The organism is Mangrovibacillus sp. Mu-81 (assembly GCF_036867415.1).
Lineage (GTDB): Bacteria > Bacillota > Bacilli > Bacillales > Bacillaceae_B > Rossellomorea.
In genome coordinates this window covers 118227-139551 of sequence record NZ_JBAJHU010000002.1, presented here as the reverse complement: position 1 = coordinate 139551, position 21325 = coordinate 118227, and the positions used below count along the sequence as shown (strand labels likewise).

The 21325-nt window shown below is 38.7% G+C and carries 17 protein-coding genes and 1 other RNA gene; 13 read left to right on the top strand and 5 right to left on the bottom strand.

The genetic code is table 11. The annotated features are described in order from the left end of the window. Positions 1-108: 108 nt before the first annotated feature. The 6 genes from smpB (at position 109) to V6B33_RS04395 (ending at position 5306) form a co-directional block, all read left to right on the top strand. Entirely contained in the window at positions 109-579 is a 471-nt protein-coding gene (gene smpB, locus V6B33_RS04420) for an SsrA-binding protein SmpB (RefSeq protein ID WP_334216539.1), read from the top strand. A gap of 145 nt (positions 580-724) precedes the next feature. Next, positions 725-1088, top strand: a transfer-messenger RNA (tmRNA) gene (ssrA, locus tag V6B33_RS04415). A 593-nt stretch (positions 1089-1681) separates the two neighbouring features. Further along, complete coding sequence (locus V6B33_RS04410) at positions 1682-2029, top strand: hypothetical protein (RefSeq protein ID WP_334216538.1); 348 nt, start codon at positions 1682-1684, stop codon at positions 2027-2029. A gap of 321 nt (positions 2030-2350) precedes the next feature. Beyond that, positions 2351-3844, top strand: coding sequence for a phospholipase D-like domain-containing protein (locus V6B33_RS04405; protein ID WP_334216537.1), 1494 nt, complete (start codon positions 2351-2353; stop codon positions 3842-3844). 176 nt (positions 3845-4020) lie between these two features. Then, positions 4021-4599 (top strand): CBO0543 family protein, encoded by a 579-nt coding sequence (locus V6B33_RS04400; RefSeq protein WP_334216536.1) that lies wholly within the window; start codon positions 4021-4023, stop codon positions 4597-4599. 23 nt (positions 4600-4622) lie between these two features. Beyond that, entirely contained in the window at positions 4623-5306 is a 684-nt protein-coding gene (locus tag V6B33_RS04395) for a DUF421 domain-containing protein (RefSeq protein ID WP_238020476.1), read from the top strand. Positions 5307-6369: 1063 nt separating this feature from the next. Here the strand turns inward: V6B33_RS04395 and V6B33_RS04390 are convergent. The 3 genes from V6B33_RS04390 to V6B33_RS04380 all read right to left on the bottom strand — a co-directional run bounded on the left by V6B33_RS04390 (position 6370) and on the right by V6B33_RS04380 (position 10496). After that, entirely contained in the window at positions 6370-7641 is a 1272-nt protein-coding gene (locus tag V6B33_RS04390; RefSeq protein ID WP_334216535.1) for a PucR family transcriptional regulator, read from the bottom strand. A gap of 248 nt (positions 7642-7889) precedes the next feature. After that, positions 7890-9521, bottom strand: a complete 1632-nt coding sequence (gene pruA / locus V6B33_RS04385; protein ID WP_334216534.1) for an L-glutamate gamma-semialdehyde dehydrogenase — start codon at positions 9519-9521, stop codon at positions 7890-7892. 57 nt (positions 9522-9578) lie between these two features. Then, positions 9579-10496, bottom strand: coding sequence for a proline dehydrogenase (locus V6B33_RS04380; protein WP_334216533.1), 918 nt, complete (start codon positions 10494-10496; stop codon positions 9579-9581). 1113 nt (positions 10497-11609) lie between these two features. Between V6B33_RS04380 and V6B33_RS04375 the strand changes: the two genes are divergently transcribed. Continuing rightward, positions 11610-12122: an acyl-CoA thioesterase gene (locus V6B33_RS04375; RefSeq protein WP_334216532.1), complete on the top strand. Its 513-nt coding sequence runs from the start codon at positions 11610-11612 to the stop codon at positions 12120-12122. Positions 12123-12213: 91 nt separating this feature from the next. Here V6B33_RS04375 and V6B33_RS04370 read toward each other — a convergent pair whose 3' ends face one another. Both V6B33_RS04370 and V6B33_RS04365 read right to left on the bottom strand, forming a co-directional pair. Further along, positions 12214-13647 carry an aldehyde dehydrogenase family protein gene (locus tag V6B33_RS04370; RefSeq protein ID WP_334216531.1) on the bottom strand — a complete coding sequence of 478 codons (1434 nt, stop codon included), beginning with the start codon at positions 13645-13647 and terminating at the stop codon, positions 12214-12216. A 13-nt stretch (positions 13648-13660) separates the two neighbouring features. Next, a complete protein-coding gene (locus V6B33_RS04365) occupies positions 13661-15292 on the bottom strand; it encodes an acetolactate synthase large subunit (RefSeq protein WP_334216530.1) in 1632 nt (543 codons plus the stop codon). Positions 15293-15629: 337 nt separating this feature from the next. On the opposite strand from V6B33_RS04365, the gene V6B33_RS04360 reads away from it, so the two are divergent. From V6B33_RS04360 to V6B33_RS04335, 6 genes are all read left to right on the top strand, one after another. Continuing rightward, complete coding sequence (locus V6B33_RS04360) at positions 15630-17219, top strand: FMN-binding glutamate synthase family protein (RefSeq protein WP_334216529.1); 1590 nt, start codon at positions 15630-15632, stop codon at positions 17217-17219. Between the two features lie 222 nt (positions 17220-17441). Continuing rightward, positions 17442-17933 (top strand): DUF2975 domain-containing protein, encoded by a 492-nt coding sequence (locus tag V6B33_RS04355; RefSeq protein ID WP_334216528.1) that lies wholly within the window; start codon positions 17442-17444, stop codon positions 17931-17933. 10 nt (positions 17934-17943) lie between these two features. After that, a complete protein-coding gene (locus V6B33_RS04350; RefSeq protein ID WP_334216527.1) occupies positions 17944-18165 on the top strand; it encodes a helix-turn-helix domain-containing protein in 222 nt (73 codons plus the stop codon). An 89-nt stretch (positions 18166-18254) separates the two neighbouring features. Continuing rightward, complete coding sequence (locus V6B33_RS04345; RefSeq protein WP_334216526.1) at positions 18255-19016, top strand: isoprenyl transferase; 762 nt, start codon at positions 18255-18257, stop codon at positions 19014-19016. A 606-nt stretch (positions 19017-19622) separates the two neighbouring features. Further along, positions 19623-20177, top strand: coding sequence for an RNA polymerase sigma factor SigX (locus V6B33_RS04340; RefSeq protein ID WP_334216525.1), 555 nt, complete (start codon positions 19623-19625; stop codon positions 20175-20177). Continuing rightward, a complete protein-coding gene (locus V6B33_RS04335; protein WP_334216524.1) occupies positions 20164-21297 on the top strand; it encodes an anti-sigma factor family protein in 1134 nt (377 codons plus the stop codon). The genes V6B33_RS04340 and V6B33_RS04335 overlap by 14 nt, the downstream gene beginning before the upstream one ends. Positions 21298-21325: the final 28 nt, after the last annotated feature.

Sequence of the window (21325 nt, the reverse complement as noted above, 5' to 3'; positions counted from 1 at the left end):
CAGGAGCAAATGGTTTTCACCGTTGCTCCTTTCCTTTTCATACAATTTTTCCACAAAATATGAGATAATAATAAACACACTCGACAGAAAGAGAAAAGAGGGGATCATATGCCAAAGGGAGAAGGCAAACTCATTGCCCAAAATAAAAAAGCACGCCATGACTATACAGTCGAAGAAACATACGAAGCGGGGCTAGTGCTGCAAGGAACCGAAATTAAAGCCATCCGTGCCGGACGAGTGAATCTGAAGGATTCTTTCGCACGCATCCGAAACGGCGAAGTATTCGTCCACAACATGCACATCAGCCCCTACGAACAGGGTAACCGTTACAACCATGAACCATTAAGGACACGCAAACTTCTGCTTCACCGCAAGCAAATCAGCCAATTAATCGGTGAATCCAATGAAGCAGGCTATTCAATCGTTCCGCTTAAGCTCTATATCAAAAATGGTGTAGCAAAGCTTCTGATCGGCCTGGCAAGAGGTAAGAAGAAGTATGATAAACGTGAAGACCTGAAGCGCAAAGAAGCAAACCGATCCATCCAAAGAGAACTGGCCCACAGACAAAAAGGGATGTAAGAATACTGATTTCCGGAATCTTACAATTGCATTTTGCTATAGATTTGTTATAATAATATATGTCGCGAGGTAATCAAGCGGCTGTAAGAACAATTGAATAAGTGACCAACTGAACTTATTCTTCCCGTTCTTCCCTTTCTAATATGGGGACGTTACGGATTCGACAGGGATAGTTCGAGCTTGGGTTGCGAGCCGTAGGGATCGTCTACGTTAAAACGTCAAAGCCAATAATAACTGGCAAAACTAACAATAACCTAGCTTTAGCAGCGTAATAGCGCTTTAGCTGTTCCTCCCTCCATCGCCTATGTGGTAGGGTAAGGGACTCACTCTTAGTAGGCTACGCCGGAGTCCACCGTCTGAGGACAAAGGAAGAGACCAACCAGACTAGCTGCACGGACGCCCGTCGATAGGCAGAAGCTGCAGCGAACTTGCAAATATATCGACTACGCTCGTAGACGCTTAAGTGGCGATGTTTCTGGACGTGGGTTCGATTCCCACCGTCTCCACCAAATACATATTTGGTGGTTTTTATTTTTTTGTGTGACTTTCACCAAAAGATTACCGTTTTGGCAGGCTTATGCTTCAAAATACTTACGGCAATTTTATGCTTCAATTTTATATATAGGAAAGCCATGCTCTTGAATTAGCAAGAGCATGGCTTTTATTATTTCTAAAACAACAATTACAATTCCCATTAACGACAAAACAGGTGAAAATTTAGCTGTAGCGCAGCCTATGGCTGCTTTAGAAGATACTTACTAATATTGAATTAAAGGGCCATATAGTTGAATAAACAACTTTTTGTCACGTGATTTTTGATTCCATCACGAGTAATTTCTTAAAAGTTAACAACTATTTTTTGAATGAGCTGCATTTTTCAACGGAAGGATGAGGCTTCTAACCGTTAAAAGTAAACATCTTTATTTATACTGAACATTAGAAATGAAAAAATAGAAGGAACTAGGTTATTTTTTCTATTGTCTAAAGGATTATTCAGCTTGTGGTGCATATACTGGATTGGTCCTTTATATAGGGTAGTAAATAAGATATCTAATCCTCTATTCTTCAGAACATAAACTTTAAATTTAGGGGGAGATTAGTATTGCAAACTGCACAGCAAACAATGGTTAGTATTCCATTCCCATCAGTATGTGCTATAGCTGGTAAACCAATCGTTTGGGGCGTACTCAACATTAACTCTATTACAGATAACAGGGTAATTGGTACGGTTAATTTTCGTGGTACACCTATTCCAATTAATGGATCTTGGGATGAAAACACCAAACAAATAAGATTTGATTCACCTTATGCCACATTTTCTGGAAACTTAGCCATATTTGATGAACCCCAGATTAGAATTCGACATTTTATTTTAAATGGGAGGCTTATTATGAAACCTCCTTCTTTACAAGCAGGCGAATACGGAACATGGGTTGCTACAACCCGATAGAGCTCTTACCGGATATCCCGTAATTAGTGGTACCTTGCCCCCCCCCCCTGTTGGAGTCTTTTTAACATCGAATATACTTAGTCAGCTACAGCAGAATAATGTAAGATTTTAGGTTTAAATGGAAGAAATGTAAAACGAACCTCCTTTTTTGTTTTTCGATACATCTCCAACATTAAATTTCCTGTGACAAAACAAACTAATTACAAAATTATTTGAGGTGTCTCATGAGAAAAGGTCAATCTAAACAATTCCTCGTATTCCAAACGTATACTTGCTACATAGTTTGTACATGCTAAGGGAAAAACTAAGGAGGAATTTTAGTTGGAGTGGATTTTTTTTCTATACCTGTTAAATACGTTCTTTATCTTATTCATAGCAATTTGGGAAGTTCGTCGGCCAGCCAAAGCTTTGAATTGGATAGTAATCGTCCTTGTTTTGCCTGTCATTGGTTTCTTACTATATCTTAGCATATCAAATCCCAAGCTTATTCATCGTAAAAGATTGACCTCTTCTCATAATGAGTCTGAGAAGTTACCTGATACATATAGTGATTCAGCATCGATAATCGCCGATGCTTTAAGGTATTTTACTGTAGGCGGGCTACAAGTCGGCAAAGTCCAAGTACTAAACAATGGAATAGCAAAATATGAACAACTCATCGAATCCCTACAAAAAGCCCAAAAAACCATTGAACTGGAATATTACATCTATCGGAATGACCAAATAGGTAATCGCATCACAGAACTGCTGATCGAAAAAGCAGTAAACGGAGTGCGGGTTCGTTTTATTAGAGATGGTTGGGGGAGTAAAAAATTTCCACGTCAAAAAATCCTTCAGATGGTGGAAGCAGGGATAGAATGCCGGACAATATTTCCTTTACGCTTTCCCTGGATTTTATCCAATTGGAATTATCGAGATCATTGTAAGATTGTCACGGTCGACGGAAAGAAAGCTTTTACTGGTGGCATGAACGTAGGATATGAATATACAGGATTGAATCCTGACGTTGGCTTCTGGCGGGATACTCATTTACAAATAACAGGAGAAGCATCAGTCGATTTGCAGACTGTCTTTGACGTTCATTGGAATATTGCTGTGCCGGAACGGATAAAATCGAAAACAAATCTGAAAACAAAATCTGAGGTAACGAAAATCAATCCAATCGGAAGAGTAGATCTTTCCAGATGGTCAGCCGAATTGGGGTCAGAGTTGAGCACCATAGATGGTAAAGAGATGGACATATACCCAAAGACCGGGACATTGCAAAAAGCGTACATCCATACGTTGGAAGGAAACCCTGGAATTCCTACCCCAGTTATTCGTCAAGCTTACTTTATATGTATAACACAGGCGACCAAGACTATTGATATAACAACACCCTACTTTGTACCAGAAACAGATATTATCATGGCATTAAAGACAGCTGTGGCTCGTGGTGTACGCGTAAGATTACTTGTTCCTCGCCATATTGATCAAAAAATCGTGGGCTTTGCAAGTCGTACCTATTACGGGGAACTTATAGAAGCTGGGGTCCAAATCTACCAGTACGGTAAAGGAATGTTACATGCGAAACTGATGATCATTGATGAGGAAATTGCAGAAGTAGGCGCAGCAAACTATGATATGAGAAGTTTTCGCCTGAATTATGAGGTGTGTCAAGTCGTGTACAGTGCTGATGTGGCAAGGGAACTCACAGAGCAGTTCGAGAGGGATCTTACTGATTCTGTACCATTAAGAATTGAAGACTTGTTGCAACGATCCCTGACCGAGCGCATTGTTGAACAGGGTGCTCGCTTGCTTTCTCCATTATTATAAGTTGATGTATCCTGTTTTTATTGTTCTATCTTAAATCTAGATTTAATAAATTTTTGTTTTAAAAAATATTTCTTATTTACGATGGAAATTCATTACTAAAAAACGGTAATACTAAAAAGGCAGCTCAAAGAGTTTGAATTCAAAAATATCTGTTACCTTTTAATTTAAATATAGGGGTGATATCAATAAATAATATATTTGAAAATCTTAAGGAAATACGTTTATTAGAAGATAAGCTCTATCATTTAGAATTAAATGGTTGGCTAAAAAATGAGTTTTTAACTTGGGAATGGTGGATTCTAGTAGTTTTTTTTATTGTGCCTTGGGTTATATGGGCTAAACTTGTTAAACGAGACATTATTTTAGAAATTTTGTTATTTGGTACCATAATTATCTTGACAACAACCTTATTAGATGTAGTTGGTGCACAATATAGTTTTTGGGATTACCCCATTGCATTCCTACCTATTATTCCTCGGGCCTTTCCTTTTGATTTTTCAATGGTACCTGTAGCTTACATGTTGTTATATCAATATTTTAGAACATGGAAATCTTTTATTTTAGCCCAGATCATTATGGCACTAACATATGCCTTTATAGGTGAACCATTTTGCGAGTGGGTCAAACTTGTTAATTATTTAGAGTGGAGATACAGATATTCATTCATATATTACATCATTGTTGGAATTGTAACTCGAGCTTTAATACTAAAACTAGCCTTTTTATCTAAACCTCAAGATCTTACAACTAAGTAAAATTTAAATTGGAGGAAAAAACTTTGGAAGAAGTTAATATTGGTTTACTGACGATCAAAGTCATCGTTGGTTTTGCCACTTTATTTTTTATCATTATCATAACAGGCAGAACATCCATCTATCAGTTAACCCCGTTTCACTTAGTTTTTGTGTTAGTACTTGGAGATTTTTTAGGAAATACCATTTATGAAGATAAGGTAGGGATTTTTCATTTTTTATATGCCATCGGATTGTGGACGTTTCTTATGTTGGGAATAGAGTTTATGACTCTAAAAAATAAATCGACACGTTCTCTCTTATTAGGCAATCCTAACATAATCATTCGAGATGGTGTTATGGACAGAAAGTTACTTACAAAGAACAAATTGGATGTAAATCAAGTATTGAGTATACTCCGTCAAAATAATGTCTTTTCAGTTCGCGAAGTCAAATACGGTATATTGGAAGCTAATGGGCAATTAAGTTTATTATTAAAATCCAAGTATCAAAAACCAGACAAGCAAGATCTCAATCTTCCAGAAAGTCCAGTAGACCTCCCAACATCGTTAATTATAGATGGGGAAATTTTATGGGATAATTTACATGAACTCGGATTTGATCAACAGTGGTTAGATAACCAATTAACTACCAATGGATATGATAATGTAAATCGTATACTCTACGCAGATTGGCGAGAGAGTGAAGGCATACATGTAAGTCCTAAATAAAATTTGTTAGGATAAGAGCATATCAATTTTCTTGGTGAATATAAACTTTAGTCTTCAACAATCGGGCGCTTTAATGAAGTAACTAAAGCCTAATTTTTCACTTATAACACCGAGAAATTAGACTTTTTATATTTTGATTTCCTTAACGTTGTAAATCCGCATTTTCCTGACGCTACCCCATAATGTCCTTTTTATTTGGGAAGGGACAACACAAGATAGTGGTGGGCAAAAATCTAGAAGTAATTTCTACCTCCAGATATCTTCTTTTTTATGAGGGGAATGGAAAGTCTCAGAATAAATTCTATATCCCAAAAAGTGGAGACAAAGAACACCAAGAAAACATTAGAGATATTGCTAATTACTTAGAAAAAGAAACAGATGTACAGTATAAGGAAAAATGAAAAAGGTAAATCTAAGACCTTACTTTTAGTTCCTTTATTCCATTAAAGGGGGCTTTAATGGAGCAAGAAACACATAATGAATCAAAAACCCAACCATTAGGATATGGGCTATTCACTGTTTAAATACTATACCTAATTTTGATGTGATTTAACATTAAACTAGGCGGTTATACCATACTGGATGGAGAAGGAATTGTGTATCAATCGACCGACACCATAGTTACAGAGAAGAAGGACTGGTATGGTATTTATCTAAAACCTGGGGGAGAGATAGTTTTTTCTTTGGTATTTGAAACCCCTAAGAATAAAGAAAAACTGGTACTCCGAGGCATTCATTCGTTTTTTTTTTGGGAAATGTTAATGGAAATCAGAGTATTAGAAAGTAACTCTTCATATAATTTATAATGAGCCTTATCTTTGATTAAATACTTAAGTAACTTATCAAAAGAAGTGCAAAGTCATATTGATTTTGGCACTTCTTTTTTCTTGATTTAAAGGGGTATATCAACTTAAATTAATTTAAAGTAGAAGCTATTCCTTTAGAAAAAGCCCAGTCCACAATGGATGGGCCCGGCTCAAACGTCTCAATAAATATCCTATGCTGGTATAATCTACGTCGGGTCCCAAGGGTCAAAAGTTTTCATAAACCTCTATTTGCGGGATCAAATTCCTTTCAAAGCATCTTTATAACGCTGATAATATGCTTCAACATTGTTCAACAACAGTAATTCAGTATATAGGTATACTTTCATATTGAAGTTATTGAAATCAATCGTAGTAAGCTCTTGTATTTTTTTGATCCGATAATTCAAGGTGTTCGGATGGATGAACAATTCATTAGCCGTTTGTTTACCCTTTCCGTCATTCGCCAAGAACACTTCAAGTGTCCGGAGCAGATTTGTCTGTTTCTTGACATCATTCTTGATTAATGACAACAAGTCATCACTATAATAATCCTTTGAGGTGTTTTTTTCATAGAGGGCAGGCAAGTACCGATAAATACCCAATTGAGCAAATTCCCGCGGCATCGATTCAGGACGCGGAGTGATGAAGTTTGCGGTCTCAATGACCTCTGACGCTTCCAAAAAGCTCTTTCTCATTTGATATAAAGAGGCGTATTCCTTTCCCACCCCGATCAAGAAGTTATAAAAGTGTTCTTCGCCTGTTTGTTCTTTGACCTTTCTGACCACATCCCTGGCTAATTCCAGCGAAGAAAACGGTTTATCTGCTTTACCGTAGAGAACGAGGATCACTTGGTATTCCGTTTTCAATGTATAAATATTTGTATGGAAGTGTGAGTCGTGGACCAGCCTTTCAAGATGGTCGAGCATTGGTTTATATTGTGATGATGTTATCGAAAAAACAGCTACAGTGAACCGTTCCGGCAATGTAAGCTTGACCAGGGAGGCATCATGGCGCAGTTGACTTTCACTTCCATATTCGTGCTGAAGGAGCTGCCACAATACCTCTTCTTTCTTGCCTTTTTTGACATTGACCTTTGCGTAAATATCATTGATCAGATTCCCAAGGTGAGGGGAGATTTCTTCAAGGAAAGCAAGCTCTTCACTTTGGAGAAGTTGGCTGGATTCCTGGACCCAAATATATCCCATCGTATTCCCAAGGTACTTTGCGGCAATGACGACACGTTGGTGGAACCCCAACTCTTCCATAGGTTGAACCCGGATCGGATCAGAGTGTCTTTCAAGTCGGTGTACGATGCCTTCTTTTTTTAGTCGATCGATGATGAAGATCGGACATTTTTTCGTGAGAATCGTCTTTTGCTGTGTTTGATCGAATTTATCGAAAGAGGAACTGTAAGAAATCAATTCGAAATTTTTGTTTTCAATGATCACAGGGTTGCCTAATTTTGAACTGATCAATTCCGTTGCTTTATGGATGTCGTCTGCCTGCAGGATCAAGTCTATTGCTTCCATAGGAATCTTACCTTTCCGCGAGAGTTATTATCCCTATTATAGCGTTAAATTCCTGGATGAAAAGTGAAAAGCTCCCCCTTGTCGGGAGAGCCTTTATCATTAGAAGCTTAAATTGCCATTCAAAAGAGTTTTTCCGAAATGGTCTTGGCCTGCTTATGAAGCATCAAGTAATCCGGCAACTGGCTTTGGAATCAGTACCGGACTATTAAACTCGCCTTTAGGCGCAGATAACCGAAAACCTTTTTACATTATTCTTCATCCATAAATGGATATGAAATTTCTGTAGTTGGAGCAAAGTTTTCTTTGATGATACGAGGACTTGTCCAGCGGATCATGTTAAAGACAGAGCCTGCTTTATCATTTGTACCGGAACCGCGGGAACCGCCGAATGGCTGTTGATTAATCACGGCACCGGTTGGTTTATCGTTGATATAGAAGTTACCGGCTGCACCAGATAAGCGGCGTTCCAAGTGCATGATAGCTTGACGATCTTGTGCAAAGATCGCGCCTGTTAATGCATACATAGACGCTGTATCTACTGCAGTCAATGTATCTTCTAATTGATCGTTTTCATATACATAGATCGTTAATACTGGTCCGAAAATTTCTTCTGTCATGGTTTTAAAGTTTGGATTTGTAGTCACGATGATTGTCGGTTGAACGAAATAGCCGACAGAATCATCATACTCGCCACCGGCAATGACTTCTGCTTCCTCAGAATCTGCAGCATAGTCGATGTAGCTTGTGATTGAATCAAAAGCCGGTTTATCAATGACCGCACCCATGAAGTTTGTAAAGTCTCGGATATCCCCTGCTTTAAGCTTAGCCGTTTCTTCTAACACACCAGCTTTCACTTCTTCCCATATGCTTGCTGGGATGTATGCACGGGAGGCTGCTGAACATTTTTGACCTTGGTATTCAAACGCTCCGCGGACAAGGGCAGCTACTACTTTGTCTGCTTGTGCCGTTTCGTGAGCAAATACAAAGTCTTTTCCACCAGTTTCCCCAACCAGACGAGGATATGATTGATAGTTTGTAATGTTTTCTCCTACTGTTTTCCAAATAGTTTGGAACGTACTTGTCGATCCAGTAAAATGGAATCCGGACATACGCGGATCTGTTAATACTACTTCAGATACTTGTGAACCACGGGAAGGTACGAAGTTGATTACGCCTTTTGGCAATCCTGCTTCTTCTAAAATACGCATAAAGTAGTAGTTTGATAGTATAGCAGTTGTTGCCGGTTTCCAAACGACTACGTTCCCCATGATAGCTGGAGCAGATGGCAGGTTTCCGCCGATTGCTGTGAAGTTGAATGGAGATATGGCCAATACGAAACCATCTAATGGACGGTATTCCAAACGGTTCCAAATATTCTTCATGCTATCCGGCTGCATTTGATAAATCTGATTGGCATAATCAACGCCAAAACGTAAGAAATCTGCTAATTCTTGTGCAGCATCAATTTCAGTTTGATAAGCTGTTTTCGATTGACCTAACATCGTAGCCGCATTTATGACGTCACGGTATGGACCGGAGATTAAATCAGCAGCTTTCAGGAAAATGGATGCACGGTGCTGCCATGGCATATTGGCCCATGATTCTTTGGCAGCCATCGCAGCTTCTACAGCATCACGCAGCTCTTTTTCTCCTGCTTGCGAAAAGTTTGCCAAAACATGTTGATGATCATGCGGCATAACCACTTGCTTCACTGTATCTGTCTTAATATTTTCCCCATTGATAATCACAGGGATATCGACTACGGTATCCGATTGGCGCTTTAATTCTGCCTTTAATGTTTCTCTTTCTTTTGTACCTGGAGCATATGTATTACCAGGCTCATTTTTAGGTGTTGGGATATTGAAAATTCCGTTACTCATTCTTTCACATTCCTTCCTGTTTATATACTGAATTTTTTATCTGCAAAATTGTAAAAACTACTTGCTGAAGATTCCCTTCAACGCAAACGCAATATTTGCTGGCCTTTCCGCCAGACGTCTCATGAAATACCCATACCAATCCTCCCCGTAAGGTAGATAAATACGGACTGTATAACCTTTTTTCACTAGATCGGACTGCAATTGATTCCTCATTCCATACAGCATTTGAAATTCGAAACGGTCAGCCGGGATTTTGTGTTCTTCCACTAAACCGATGGTGTAATCGATCATCGCTTCATCATGGCTTGCTACAGCTGTATAATGACCGTTCAAGAGCTGCTTTTTGATGAGGTGTTTCAGATTCTCGTCCACCGCTTGCTTTTCTGGGAAAGCCACTTTACTGGATTCTTTATATGCACCCTTCACCAGCCTCAAATAAGGAGCGAAATGCTGGAGATCATCTATATCCTTCTCTGATCGATACAGATAGGATTGGATCACCGTCCCCAGGTTTTCGTACTTCTGACGAAGTGTTTTGTAAATTTCAAGGATAGCATCGCATCTGGATGAATCTTCCATATCGATAGTTACCGTGATTCCACTTTCCTTTGCCTTGGATAAAATCAATTCCATGTTTTCAATGACAAGGTCATGACTGATATCCAGTCCCAAGGATGTCAGTTTCACAGAAATTTCAGTGTCGAGCTGATGATAAGCGATCGCACTTATATTCTGAATACACTCTTGAACATGTTCCCGAGCCACATCTGTGGAATTGACGAATTCACCAAGGTGATCAACCGTAACCTGGAATCCCTCCTGGTTCAATTGCGTAATCAATGGAATTGCTTGTGAAAAGGTTACTCCTCCTATAATCTTGTTAGCCCCAAATTTTGATCCCCACCGTTTGGCCATTCGATCCAATGCCTTATTGTGAGAGAGATACAAGAAAAAGTGCTTGCTTATTGCTTCCAAGATCACCACACCTCCTTATATTGACTCATTCCCTGCAGACCAGGGTGAATAAACGAGGAATTTGTTAACTATTTCATTTGTTAATGAAATTATATCGATAATGATCGTCACGAAACAACGTGCTCCAGCCACAATAATTCCAGTGCTGATTTATGGTTTAAACACAAAAAAAAGAAGAGGTATTGCATAAGGTAATCAGATGAAAAACAACGAGGCTGGGACAAAACAAAAAACAACTGCCTAAAGGCGAACATTATCAGGCATGACCACTGAATACCGCTAATGATTTTCGTGCAAGACTTCGCTTTCCGCGGGTAGCCCGTGAGCCTCCTCGTCAAGCCTGCGGTTAGAAAAGCGGAGGCGGCTTGCCCAGAGGCGACAAGCATAAGACAGGGCAGCAATAAAGGCGCTCTTTGCCTTTTTGGATGGCTTGGCTTATGACTCGAGCCTCTAGCCGCCGGAGCTGGACAGGTCTCACTCCAATCAACCGCTCGAACAAGTTGTATACTAAATCGACATTTAAACAAATCTAATGAAAAACCCGAACTGATTTGAACTTAGAGTTCAAATCAGTTCGGGTTTTATTAAGACTAAAACACTTTTGTCCCTGCCTCGTTATTTTTCTTATGTACCTGGCATCTGAATGAAGCTGGAGGCAAACCTCCGACCCGGGGAACACGAAGCTCATACAATACTGTCATTCTGGGATGAGATGGCAAGACAAATCAAAGTCCCACCGACCGAAGGGAATGGCAGTAAATTAGGTGTGGACATTGTGCACTTACAAAGAACCTCTAATAATAGCTACGTTTGTTCCTATGGGTACAGAAAATAAATCGCATAATTAAATATAGGTTTGCGTTTCATGCAAAACACCCTATTTCCTTTGGATCCCGCTTTTTATCAATAATCTCCATATTAGTTTTTAGGGTAATAGTATAATACTTCTCTTATATGAACTGTTTTCTTGAATCTCTAAACCCTTAAGGAAGCCTATAATCAGCAATCATCTTAGCTTTCCCTAGCAATTCCAATGCTAATTACTATTTTAAGTTTGTGAACCTTATTTATTGTTAATGCTTATCATAAAGTTATGAAAGTGGAGGCTTTCTTATGGAATCAAAATATGTAAATGAATCAAGGGTAGTGAGAACCAGCAGGGTTTTCCCCAACGATGTTAATAACCACAATACATTGTTCGGCGGCAAATTAATGAGTAATGTGGATATGATTGCATCCATCTCAGCTGCTAAACATTCAAGAAAAGAGTGTGTAACGGCATCTACAGATTCAGTTGATTTTTTAAATCCTATCACACAAAATGACTCTGTATACTTTGAATCTTTTGTTACATGGACAGGATCTTCCTCTATGGAAGTGTTTGTTAAAATAATTGCAGAGAATTTAAAAACTGGTGATAGAAAAATAGCAGCTACGGCATTCTTAACATTTGTTGCCCTAGATGAAGACGGTAAACCCTCTGAAGTTCCAGCAGTTATTCCCAAGACCAAAGAAGAAATAAAATTACATGAATCAGGAAAAGAAAGGGCTGTATTACGTAAACATCACAGAGGAACCAGCAAAGAATTAGCCCGTTTCTTTACCACTAAAAAAGCGTGGGAATAGGACGTTAGATATATGCTAACCGTAGCCGGGGTAGAACGGTCAGCACCGTCAACTAAACAAAGAGTTGTCAATAACGACAACTCTTTTCATCCTACGGATTTAATTTTATTCCAATAAATTTCATTTCGGTCATATCTTCAATTGCATATTTAATCCCTTCTTTGCCAATTCCACTTTGTTTGACTCCACCATATGGGTGGTTATCTTGACGGTATGTAGAGATTTCATTAATCCATACCCCGCCCATCTCTAATTGGTCTGCTACACGCATTGCCCGATCAATATCCCTTGTAAAAACACCTGCCTGCAGACCGTAAATGGAATCATTGGCAAATTCAATAGCCTCATCTTCACAATCAAAAGGAATAACTGATACCACCGGTGCAAATACTTCCTCAGCAATGATTTTCATATTACGATCAACATTTGTCATTATTGTAGGAGTGAGTATGGTACCAGAGCGTTCACCACCCGTTTCGATTTTAGCGCCTTTTTCTACAGCATCATCAATCCAAAGTTTGGCACGTTTTGCTGCTTCTTCATTGATCATTGGACCGATATCTGTTTCTTCATCCTTTGGATCCCCAATCTTTAATGCTTTTGTTAGCTTAATAAATTCTTCAAGAAATTGCTCATAAATATTCTTATGAACAAATATTCTTTGTGCAGAGATACAGACTTGTCCTGAAAAGGCAAAGGCTCCTTTCACTAAACCAGTCACAGCACTTTTAATATTAGCATCTTCAAATAAAATGTTTGGTGAATTCGAACCTAATTCCAGCGTAACTTTCTTGAATCCTGCAGATTCTCGGATTTTTCTTCCTACTGGTAAACTACCTGTAAACGAAATTTTATGCACTTTTTCATGTGTGACAAGTGGCTCCCCAACTTTTTCCCCAGTTCCCAACACCAAATTTAAAACACCATTAGGAAGACCAGCCTCTTGAAATAATTTCACTAACATATAGGCAGAAACTGGTGTTTTTTCAGCAGGTTTAAAAACAATCGTGTTGCCTGCTGCTATGGCTGGTGCAATTTTATGGAGAGATAAGTTTAGTGGAAAGTTGAAAGGTGTAATTGCCCCAATAACACCTAATGGTATTCGTTTAACAAGTCCCATTCGGTTTTCCCCGCCAATAGCTGCATCCATTGGGAGGACTTCACCTGTAATATTCTTGGCAAGTTCAGATGCAAAACGGATGACCTGGATGGACCTTTTAATTTCATCTCGACTGTACTTAATTGGTTTTCCGGCTTCTTTTACGATCGTTTCAGCAAAGTCTTTCTCCTTTTCTTCTAATAAGTCAGCAGCCCTCCGTAATATGTCTGCGCGTTGATGAGCCGGCAATTTTTTCATTGTTGAGTGAAAGGTATCGAAGCTATTATTTACTGCATCTTCGAGATCCGTACTATTTGCAAGGGCGAGTTCTGCTACTTTTTCTTGATTATACGGGTTTATGACATCTAGGGTATCACGATGATCTTCATCTCGTTCTTGACCATTTATGATTGAACCATATCGCATTTTATGCCTCCTACTAGCAAAGAATATCATCCAATTTTTCAGTTAATTTCATGTTTTCTCTATAATCAACCGGACAATCAATTAACACAGGTTTATTTATTGCGATTGCCTTTTCTAATGTTGATTTTAAATCTTCGCCTTTTTGTATTCCCATCGCCTCAAATCCATATGATTGTGCCAGTTGTATAAAATCAGGATTACCAAATTTAATATGGGATGCACGCTTAAACTTTTTTTGCTGATGCCACTCTATTAAACCATAGCCTTCGTCTCTCCATAATAAAACAATAATAGGGAGATTTAGTCGTATAGCTGTTTCAAGTTCTGCACCTGTCATTTGGAAAGACCCGTCACCACAAACAGCGACGACATTACGATTTGGATGTACCATTTTTGCAGCAATCGCACCAGGGACAGCTACCCCCATTGATGCTAAGCCGTTTGATATTAGACAAGTGTTTGGTTGATAGGTATGGTACATTCTAGCCATCCACATTTTATGAGCGCCAACATCAGATATAACAATATCGTCATCATTTAAAACAGACCGCAAATCTGAAATAATTTTCTGTGGTTTTATCGGGAAACTTACATCATCCTTAAATTGCTCTAATTCATTTAGTGCATTTTGGCGCACTTTCTTCACCCAATTATTATCTCTTTCGATAGGTGAAAGGGATTGGTTTAACTTCTTAAGGTTTTCATTTATACTTCCAATCACATTTAGTTTAACTGGATAGTTTGAATCCGTTTCAGCTTCCTCTGTATCAATATGCAAAATCGGTGTGGCGCCGTCAGGATTCCAATTTTCTGGAGGATATTCCGCCATATCAAACCCGATAGCAATCACTAAATCAGACTGTTTAAATCCACAAGTAATATAATCTTTACCGCCTAATCCTGCCGTGAGTAAACTAAGCTCATTTTTGCAAGATAATGCTCCTTTCCCCATAAAAGAATGGACTACAGGAATATTCGTTTTTTCAACAAGGTTGAGTAAACTGTCGGAAGCACGTCCTCTAGTTATCCCATTTCCGGCTAAAATCAGTGGATTCTTAGCCTGTTCGATGATTTTAGCACCTTCTTGTATAACATGATCACCAGCTTCTGATAAAGAGTGATTGATGATTTCTAACGGAAAAGCTTGAATTTCCATACCTGCAATATCTTCAGGTAGATCAATGTGAGTAGCACCGGGTTTTTCCTGAGTAGCCACTTGAAGGGCTTTACGAACTACTTCGGGTACGATATCACCCGTTTTAATCTGGGCATTCCATTTCGTTACAGGTTCATAAATTGAAACTAAATCATAATATTGATGAGAGATTTTATGTTGACGATCTAAACCCGCTTGACCGGTGATTGCAATTAGCGGATTGAGGTCCATATTGGCATTAGCTACACCAGTTAAAAGATTTGTTGCACCTGGCCCTAAAGTTGCCAAACAGACACCGGGTTTACCTGTGAGTCTTCCATATGTGCCAGCCATAAACGCCGCACTAGTTTCGTGCCTGGTTACGATAAATTCAATACTCGAATCTAAAAGTGCATCCATAATGTCCAAGTTTTCCTCGCCAGGTACACCAAATATATATTTAACTCCCTCATGTTCAAGACACCTAACGAGTAATTCAGCAACTCTCATTTTAAACACCCTCCGCAGTTTAGTTCTATGCTCCTTGTATTATTTGTTCAAATCTATTTTTTAAACTATTTTTCAGAAAATATTTCATTGAACTCGTGGTTTTGTAAAGGAACGATGAATAGTTTTCCCACATTTAAGAATCCTAACTGTATTGGTTTTTAAGAGTACGCGAAGAAAATAGCCTTTCTGATAAAGTTAGTAGACTTGGCAAATATTTTGGAAGTCGAGAAAATCAGGCATGCCCTGTATATAACGTGAGGTCAACCCATCTTTTACAAACAATACCAACAGTGTTGTATAAACCTTTATAGACTTTCTTTGCTAGGAGGAAACCATATTGAATATAGCTAACGTTTTGACAATCATTGGCTTTGTTTTTTTTACCGTCATTCTGCTGGTACTCATATTAATAGGGGTTTATTTGTTCTTTATTGACCGAACGCAAAAGCAGCACCCAATTCTTCGTAATTACCCAGTAATAGGACGAGTCAGATACTTCTTAGAAACAATTGGCCCAGAGCTGCGTCAGTATTTATTTAACAACGATCGAGAAGGCAAACCTTTTTCACGAAATGACTATCAACATATTGTAAAAAAGGCAAAGTATAAACGTGATGTATTCGGTTTTGGCTCACAGAGAGATTTTGATGAAGCAGGATATTATATTAGGAACTCTATGTTTCCAAAGCTAACGGAAGAGTTAAAAATGGATCGGAAAACGAAAGTAACCACAAATCGATATCTTTTAATAAACGAACCTTTATTTACACAGAAAAAGGAATATTTAGAGAAGGATGAATCACCTGTATATTTGCTGGAGGATGACGATGCAATCGTAATTGGAAAGAAAAGCAGGAGTCCTTTTATTGTAAAAGGTCAAATTGGCATGTCTGCAATGAGTTATGGCTCCCTGGGTGAACATGCTATTACAGCACTATCAGAAGGATTAGGGATTGCCAAAGGAACATGGATGAATACTGGCGAAGGAGGGCTTTCTGATTACCATTTAAAAGGTGGCGTTGATATTATCATGCAAATTGGCCCCGGTTTATTTGGGGTAAGAGACCGAAAGGGTAATTTTAGTTGGGAAGCATTAAAGGAAAAAAGTCAAATACCTCAAGTGAAAGCATTTGAAATTAAACTAGCTCAGGGTGCTAAAACACGTGGTGGGCATATTGATGGTGAAAAGGTAACTGAGGAAATTGCAAAAATACGAATGGTAGAACCGTTTAAATCTATTGATAGCCCAAACCGTTTTCGTGAATTTAGTGACTTTCCATCTTTGTTTGACTTTATCGAACGTATCCGTGAACAAACGGGTAAACCTGTAGGAATGAAAGTTGTTATTGGAAGTAGTCATGAAGCAGATGAATTGGCTAAATTTATCAAGGAGACCGGCAAAGGACCTGACTTTATCACGGTTGACGGTGGTGAAGGTGGTACGGGTGCTTCCTATCAAGAATTGGCAGATAGTGTCGGTTTGCCAATCAAATCGGCTTTGCCCTTATTAGATAATGCTTTAATAAAATATGGTGTCCGTGACCAGGTGAAAATAATAGCCTCAGGTAAACTGTTTTCACCAGATCGAATAGCGATTGCACTAGCAATGGGGGCCGACCTTATTAATATAGCAAGGGGATTTATGATTACGGTAGGCTGTATCCAAGCACAAAAATGTGAATCCAATGCTTGTCCAGTTGGTGTAGCAACAACAGATCCGGAATTACAAAAAGGACTTGTGATAGAAGAAAAGAAATACCGTACAGCTAATTATTTAATTACTATGCGCAAAGGTTTATTTCGGATAGCTGCGGCGGCAGGTTTGGAATCTCCGGTTCATTTTAAACGTGAGCATGTCGTTTTTAAGGATGAAAAAGGTAAAGTTTGGTCATTGGAAGATATTTATCAATCAATGGTTCAAAGATAAATTGGTGCTACAGTTATATAAACAATCTGAATCCTTTTGTTTGTGGGAAAGCATAAAACATCAAATATATATTAATTTTTATAGAGTATTCCTCCATAAAGAGGGATACTTTTTTTATTTACATTTCGATAAAAAATAAATATTTATTAATAATAATTTATTGTAAATCAATAAATAATGTGTTAACTTTTAAAATGACAAAAGATTAGTGAAGTGTTTTATATGAATAGAGGATCAACATTTTTTTTAAAGATGGCTGTAATTTTCCTGGGTATTCCGGTTCTTGCTCTGTGTATATTTATATTGCCCGAAGTAGCGAATGAAGGATTTGAGAAGGCAAAGAAGGGTTCAGAGTTGGCTTATATAGTATTTTCAATTTTATTAATCATGTATGTTTCCGCGATACCATTTTACTTTGCGCTGTATCAGGCATTCAGACTTCTAAGTTTTATAGATAAGAACCAAGCATTTTCGGAATTATCAGTAACAGCTTTGAGCTATATCAAAAGAAGCGCGATCACGATCAGTGGTTTGTATGTATTGTCCCTGCCCTTTGTCTATATCATAGCAGAGTGGGATGATGCACCTGGTCTCATCGTTATCGGCATGGTCATCATTGGTGCTTCAATGGTTGTTGCAGTCTTTGCTGCGGTTCTCAAAAGACTTTTACAACAAGCTATACAAATCAAATCAGAAAATGATTTAACGGTCTGAGGTGAAAACATTGGCGATTATCATTCATATTGATGTGATGCTGGCAAAAAGAAAGATGAGTGTTACGGAACTTTCAGAGAAGGTCGGAATCACAATGGCCAATCTCTCCATATTGAAAAATGGGAAGGCAAAAGCCATTCGATTATCAACGTTAGAAGCCATTTGCAAGGCTTTGGAATGTCAGCCCGGAGATATATTGGAATACCAAAGTGACGAGGACAAGCAGGAATAAACATTTGTTATCAATTTCGTTCCCCATCTTCAGTCCTGTACTGTATGGGTACGAATGGGAGAGAACCACAACACGCAGGGAGGCGGAAAATGTCTATGAACATTTCATTTCTTAAGCACACACACCTGGAAGAAGTCTTCCATTATCCTATAGATAATACACCGGATCACATAGCCATCATTATGGATGGAAATGGAAGATGGGCTCAAAAGCGGAGGATGCCCAGAGCAGCAGGGCACAAAGAAGGGCTTTCCACCGTCGTGAAAATTGTTAAAGCATCAGTCAAATGCAAGGTGAAATTCTTGACACTGTACACCTTTTCCACAGAAAACTGGAAACGACCAAAGGGCGAAATAGAAGCAATACTGAGACTTCCTAAGGAATTCCTTTCTATTTATCTGCCAGACCTTATATCCAATAATGTACGAATTGAGGCAATCGGGGATATTGAACACCTTCCTGTTCATACACGTGAAGCCATAAAGTATGCCATTGCAAGAACCCGTGAAAATGACGGTCTTCAGCTGAACATTGCGCTCAACTATGGAAGCAGACATGAAATTCTAGATTCCATGAAAGAGCTGTTGACGGATATAAACAATGGGAAAGTATCATTGGAGGAACTGGATGAAGAGCGTTTTTCAGGGTATCTCTATACAACTGGTATGAAAGATCCCGACCTGCTTATCCGCACCGGCGGAGAAAAACGTCTGAGTAATTTTCTGCTCTGGCAGCTTGCCTACACGGAGTTCTGGTTTACGGATGTACTATGGCCGGACTTCTCCGAGAGGGAATTTCTGCAAGCGCTGAAGGAATTCCGGCAGCGAAAAAGGAGATATGGCGGTGTTTAGGCTGAGACGTATTAGTTGGGCCAATCAATACCACAGGAATTGTATTAAGCTATAACTCTCTTTATTAACAAAAGAAGGGATTGCTAAGGTGTATTGCTTCTTCTATTAACAAAGCGGAATCTTTAGCAGGAGGAAGATGCAGCTGCAGTATTCTGAGTATTGAAAATTATTTAGGGAGAAGAGAGGCTCTCAAATCCCTTTCGGCGGAAGCAGACCTTTGAAAATTGAATATCTGTCACCTTCTCCAGTATGGTAGATTGTTGGTCAAAACATAAAATAATTTGTATTTGTCTCGTTTCTTTAAGAGAGTTGATTATATTAGTTCTTACAGGACTCGTTTTCGAATGATTGATCGGAGCAGAATCTGTATGACCTCCTGCGGGCATAACGGGATAAATGTTCCGAAGAAAATAAAAGGAAAAATCCCTTTTTAATAAGCAATATATTTACGAAAAGAGCCAAGTATTATGAATATAAGTTGAATCAGTAACAGGGGCTCAATGCGACGGTAAAGTGATAAAGCAAAAAAATTTCTGATAACACTGTCACAAAAATATATATTCCGGTGTCCTTATAGTGAGGGCTCTCAGAAAGGAGGAAATAATAATGGAGGAGAAGGCAAATTTGCCGGATAACAAGAAAGATCCTTCAAGAGAAGAAACGTTTCAGGATTTATTTAAACAGCATTATTCTCATGTCGTCCGGAAAATTATGCTTATCGTGAAAGAACAATCCATTGCTGAGGATATTGCGCAAGAAGTATTTGTAAAGTTGTATCACACTGATCGAGAAACGATTGACCATATACCCGGCTGGCTGACAAAGGTTGCTGTCAATACGGCCTATAACTATATTCGAACGGAAAAACGCCATCATGCTCGAAAAGATAAACAAGAAATCTTTCAAATTCATTCAGTTGGTACTGTTGAAGATAGATTTATCAAGCTTGAAGAAATCAATGAAGTTCAAAGATCATTGATGAAATTACCTGAAAAAGATCGGGATATTCTGATCATGAAATTTTCGGGATACAGTTATGAGGAAATCGCGAAGAGTAAAGGTCTGGAGAAAACATCCATCGGCACTTTAATAGCTCGAGCGAAGAAACGCTTTAAAAGATTCTTTATGGAGGAAAGGAGAGAGGAAGATGACTTGTCATGATATGGGTATGCTCCAAGCTTATTTAGACGGAGAAGTTAGCCGGGAGGAGAAAAAACAAATCATGAGGCACCTGGAAAAGTGCCAAACGTGCCGCAAAAACATTGATGAGTTGCAAAGCCTTCACTCTTTTACTGAGAAATCCCTATATGTGAAGGAAGTAAAGGTTGACACCGATCAGGCATGGGCAAAGTTTGAGGGAAATCTTCAACATGCTGGAAATCAGAAGATGATAAATACAAAAGCTTCAAAGACCAGAAAAGGATGGGGTACATTGAAAACAAAAACGAAACGACTGGTGATTTCAGGAGTTGCAGCAGCAGCAATTTTTAGTTCATTCGCGATACCTCAAGTTCAAGTGAAAGCAAGTGAATTTTTATCACTATTCCGTGTTGATCAATTTGAGATGGTGAAGCTTACGCAAAGTGATGTCAGGGAGATTGAAAAATTTGTTAGTGAAAATAAAGCAGGAACATTAGATCTAAAGGGAATTGGAAAGTTGGAAATGTCTGAGACCCCAGGGGAATCCAAGAGCTTTGATACATTCGAACTTGCTGAAGAAGCAGGGTATTCTGTTCCTGAGCTGGGGAAATATGGAGTCGAGGAAGTAAGAGTGATTCCAGCAAACATCATTACATTCACCCTAAATGTAGACAAAGCGAATCAATTATTGAATCAATTAGGTTCTGATCAACAATTTGAGGCATTACTGGATGAAAAACCATTTTCTGTTTCCACATTTGAAGCCATTCAAACAGACTACAAGCTTAATAATCAGTACATAACCTATATGCGTACGAAATCTCCGGAAATCAAAGTTCCAGAAGGAGCATCTATCGAGAAGTTAAGAGCTACGCTGCTTTCTCTTCCATTTTTACCTGAAAATGTGAAAACGCAGCTTGCAGGTATTGAGAATTTTGGAACGACTTTGCCAATACCTCTCGTGAAAACAGAAGGAGCTAAGGTGAGTGAAATTCGTGTTGATAAGGCAAAGGGGTTTGTAATCGAAAACGAGCAGGAATCAACCGTTGTCTGGCAGAAAAATGGAGAAATTCATCTACTCATATCTGAAGGGAAAATGGGTACCGGAGAATTGGAACAATTAAGTACACAGATTAACTAGTATAAAAGGTTCAGAGCGCTTGCTTGCG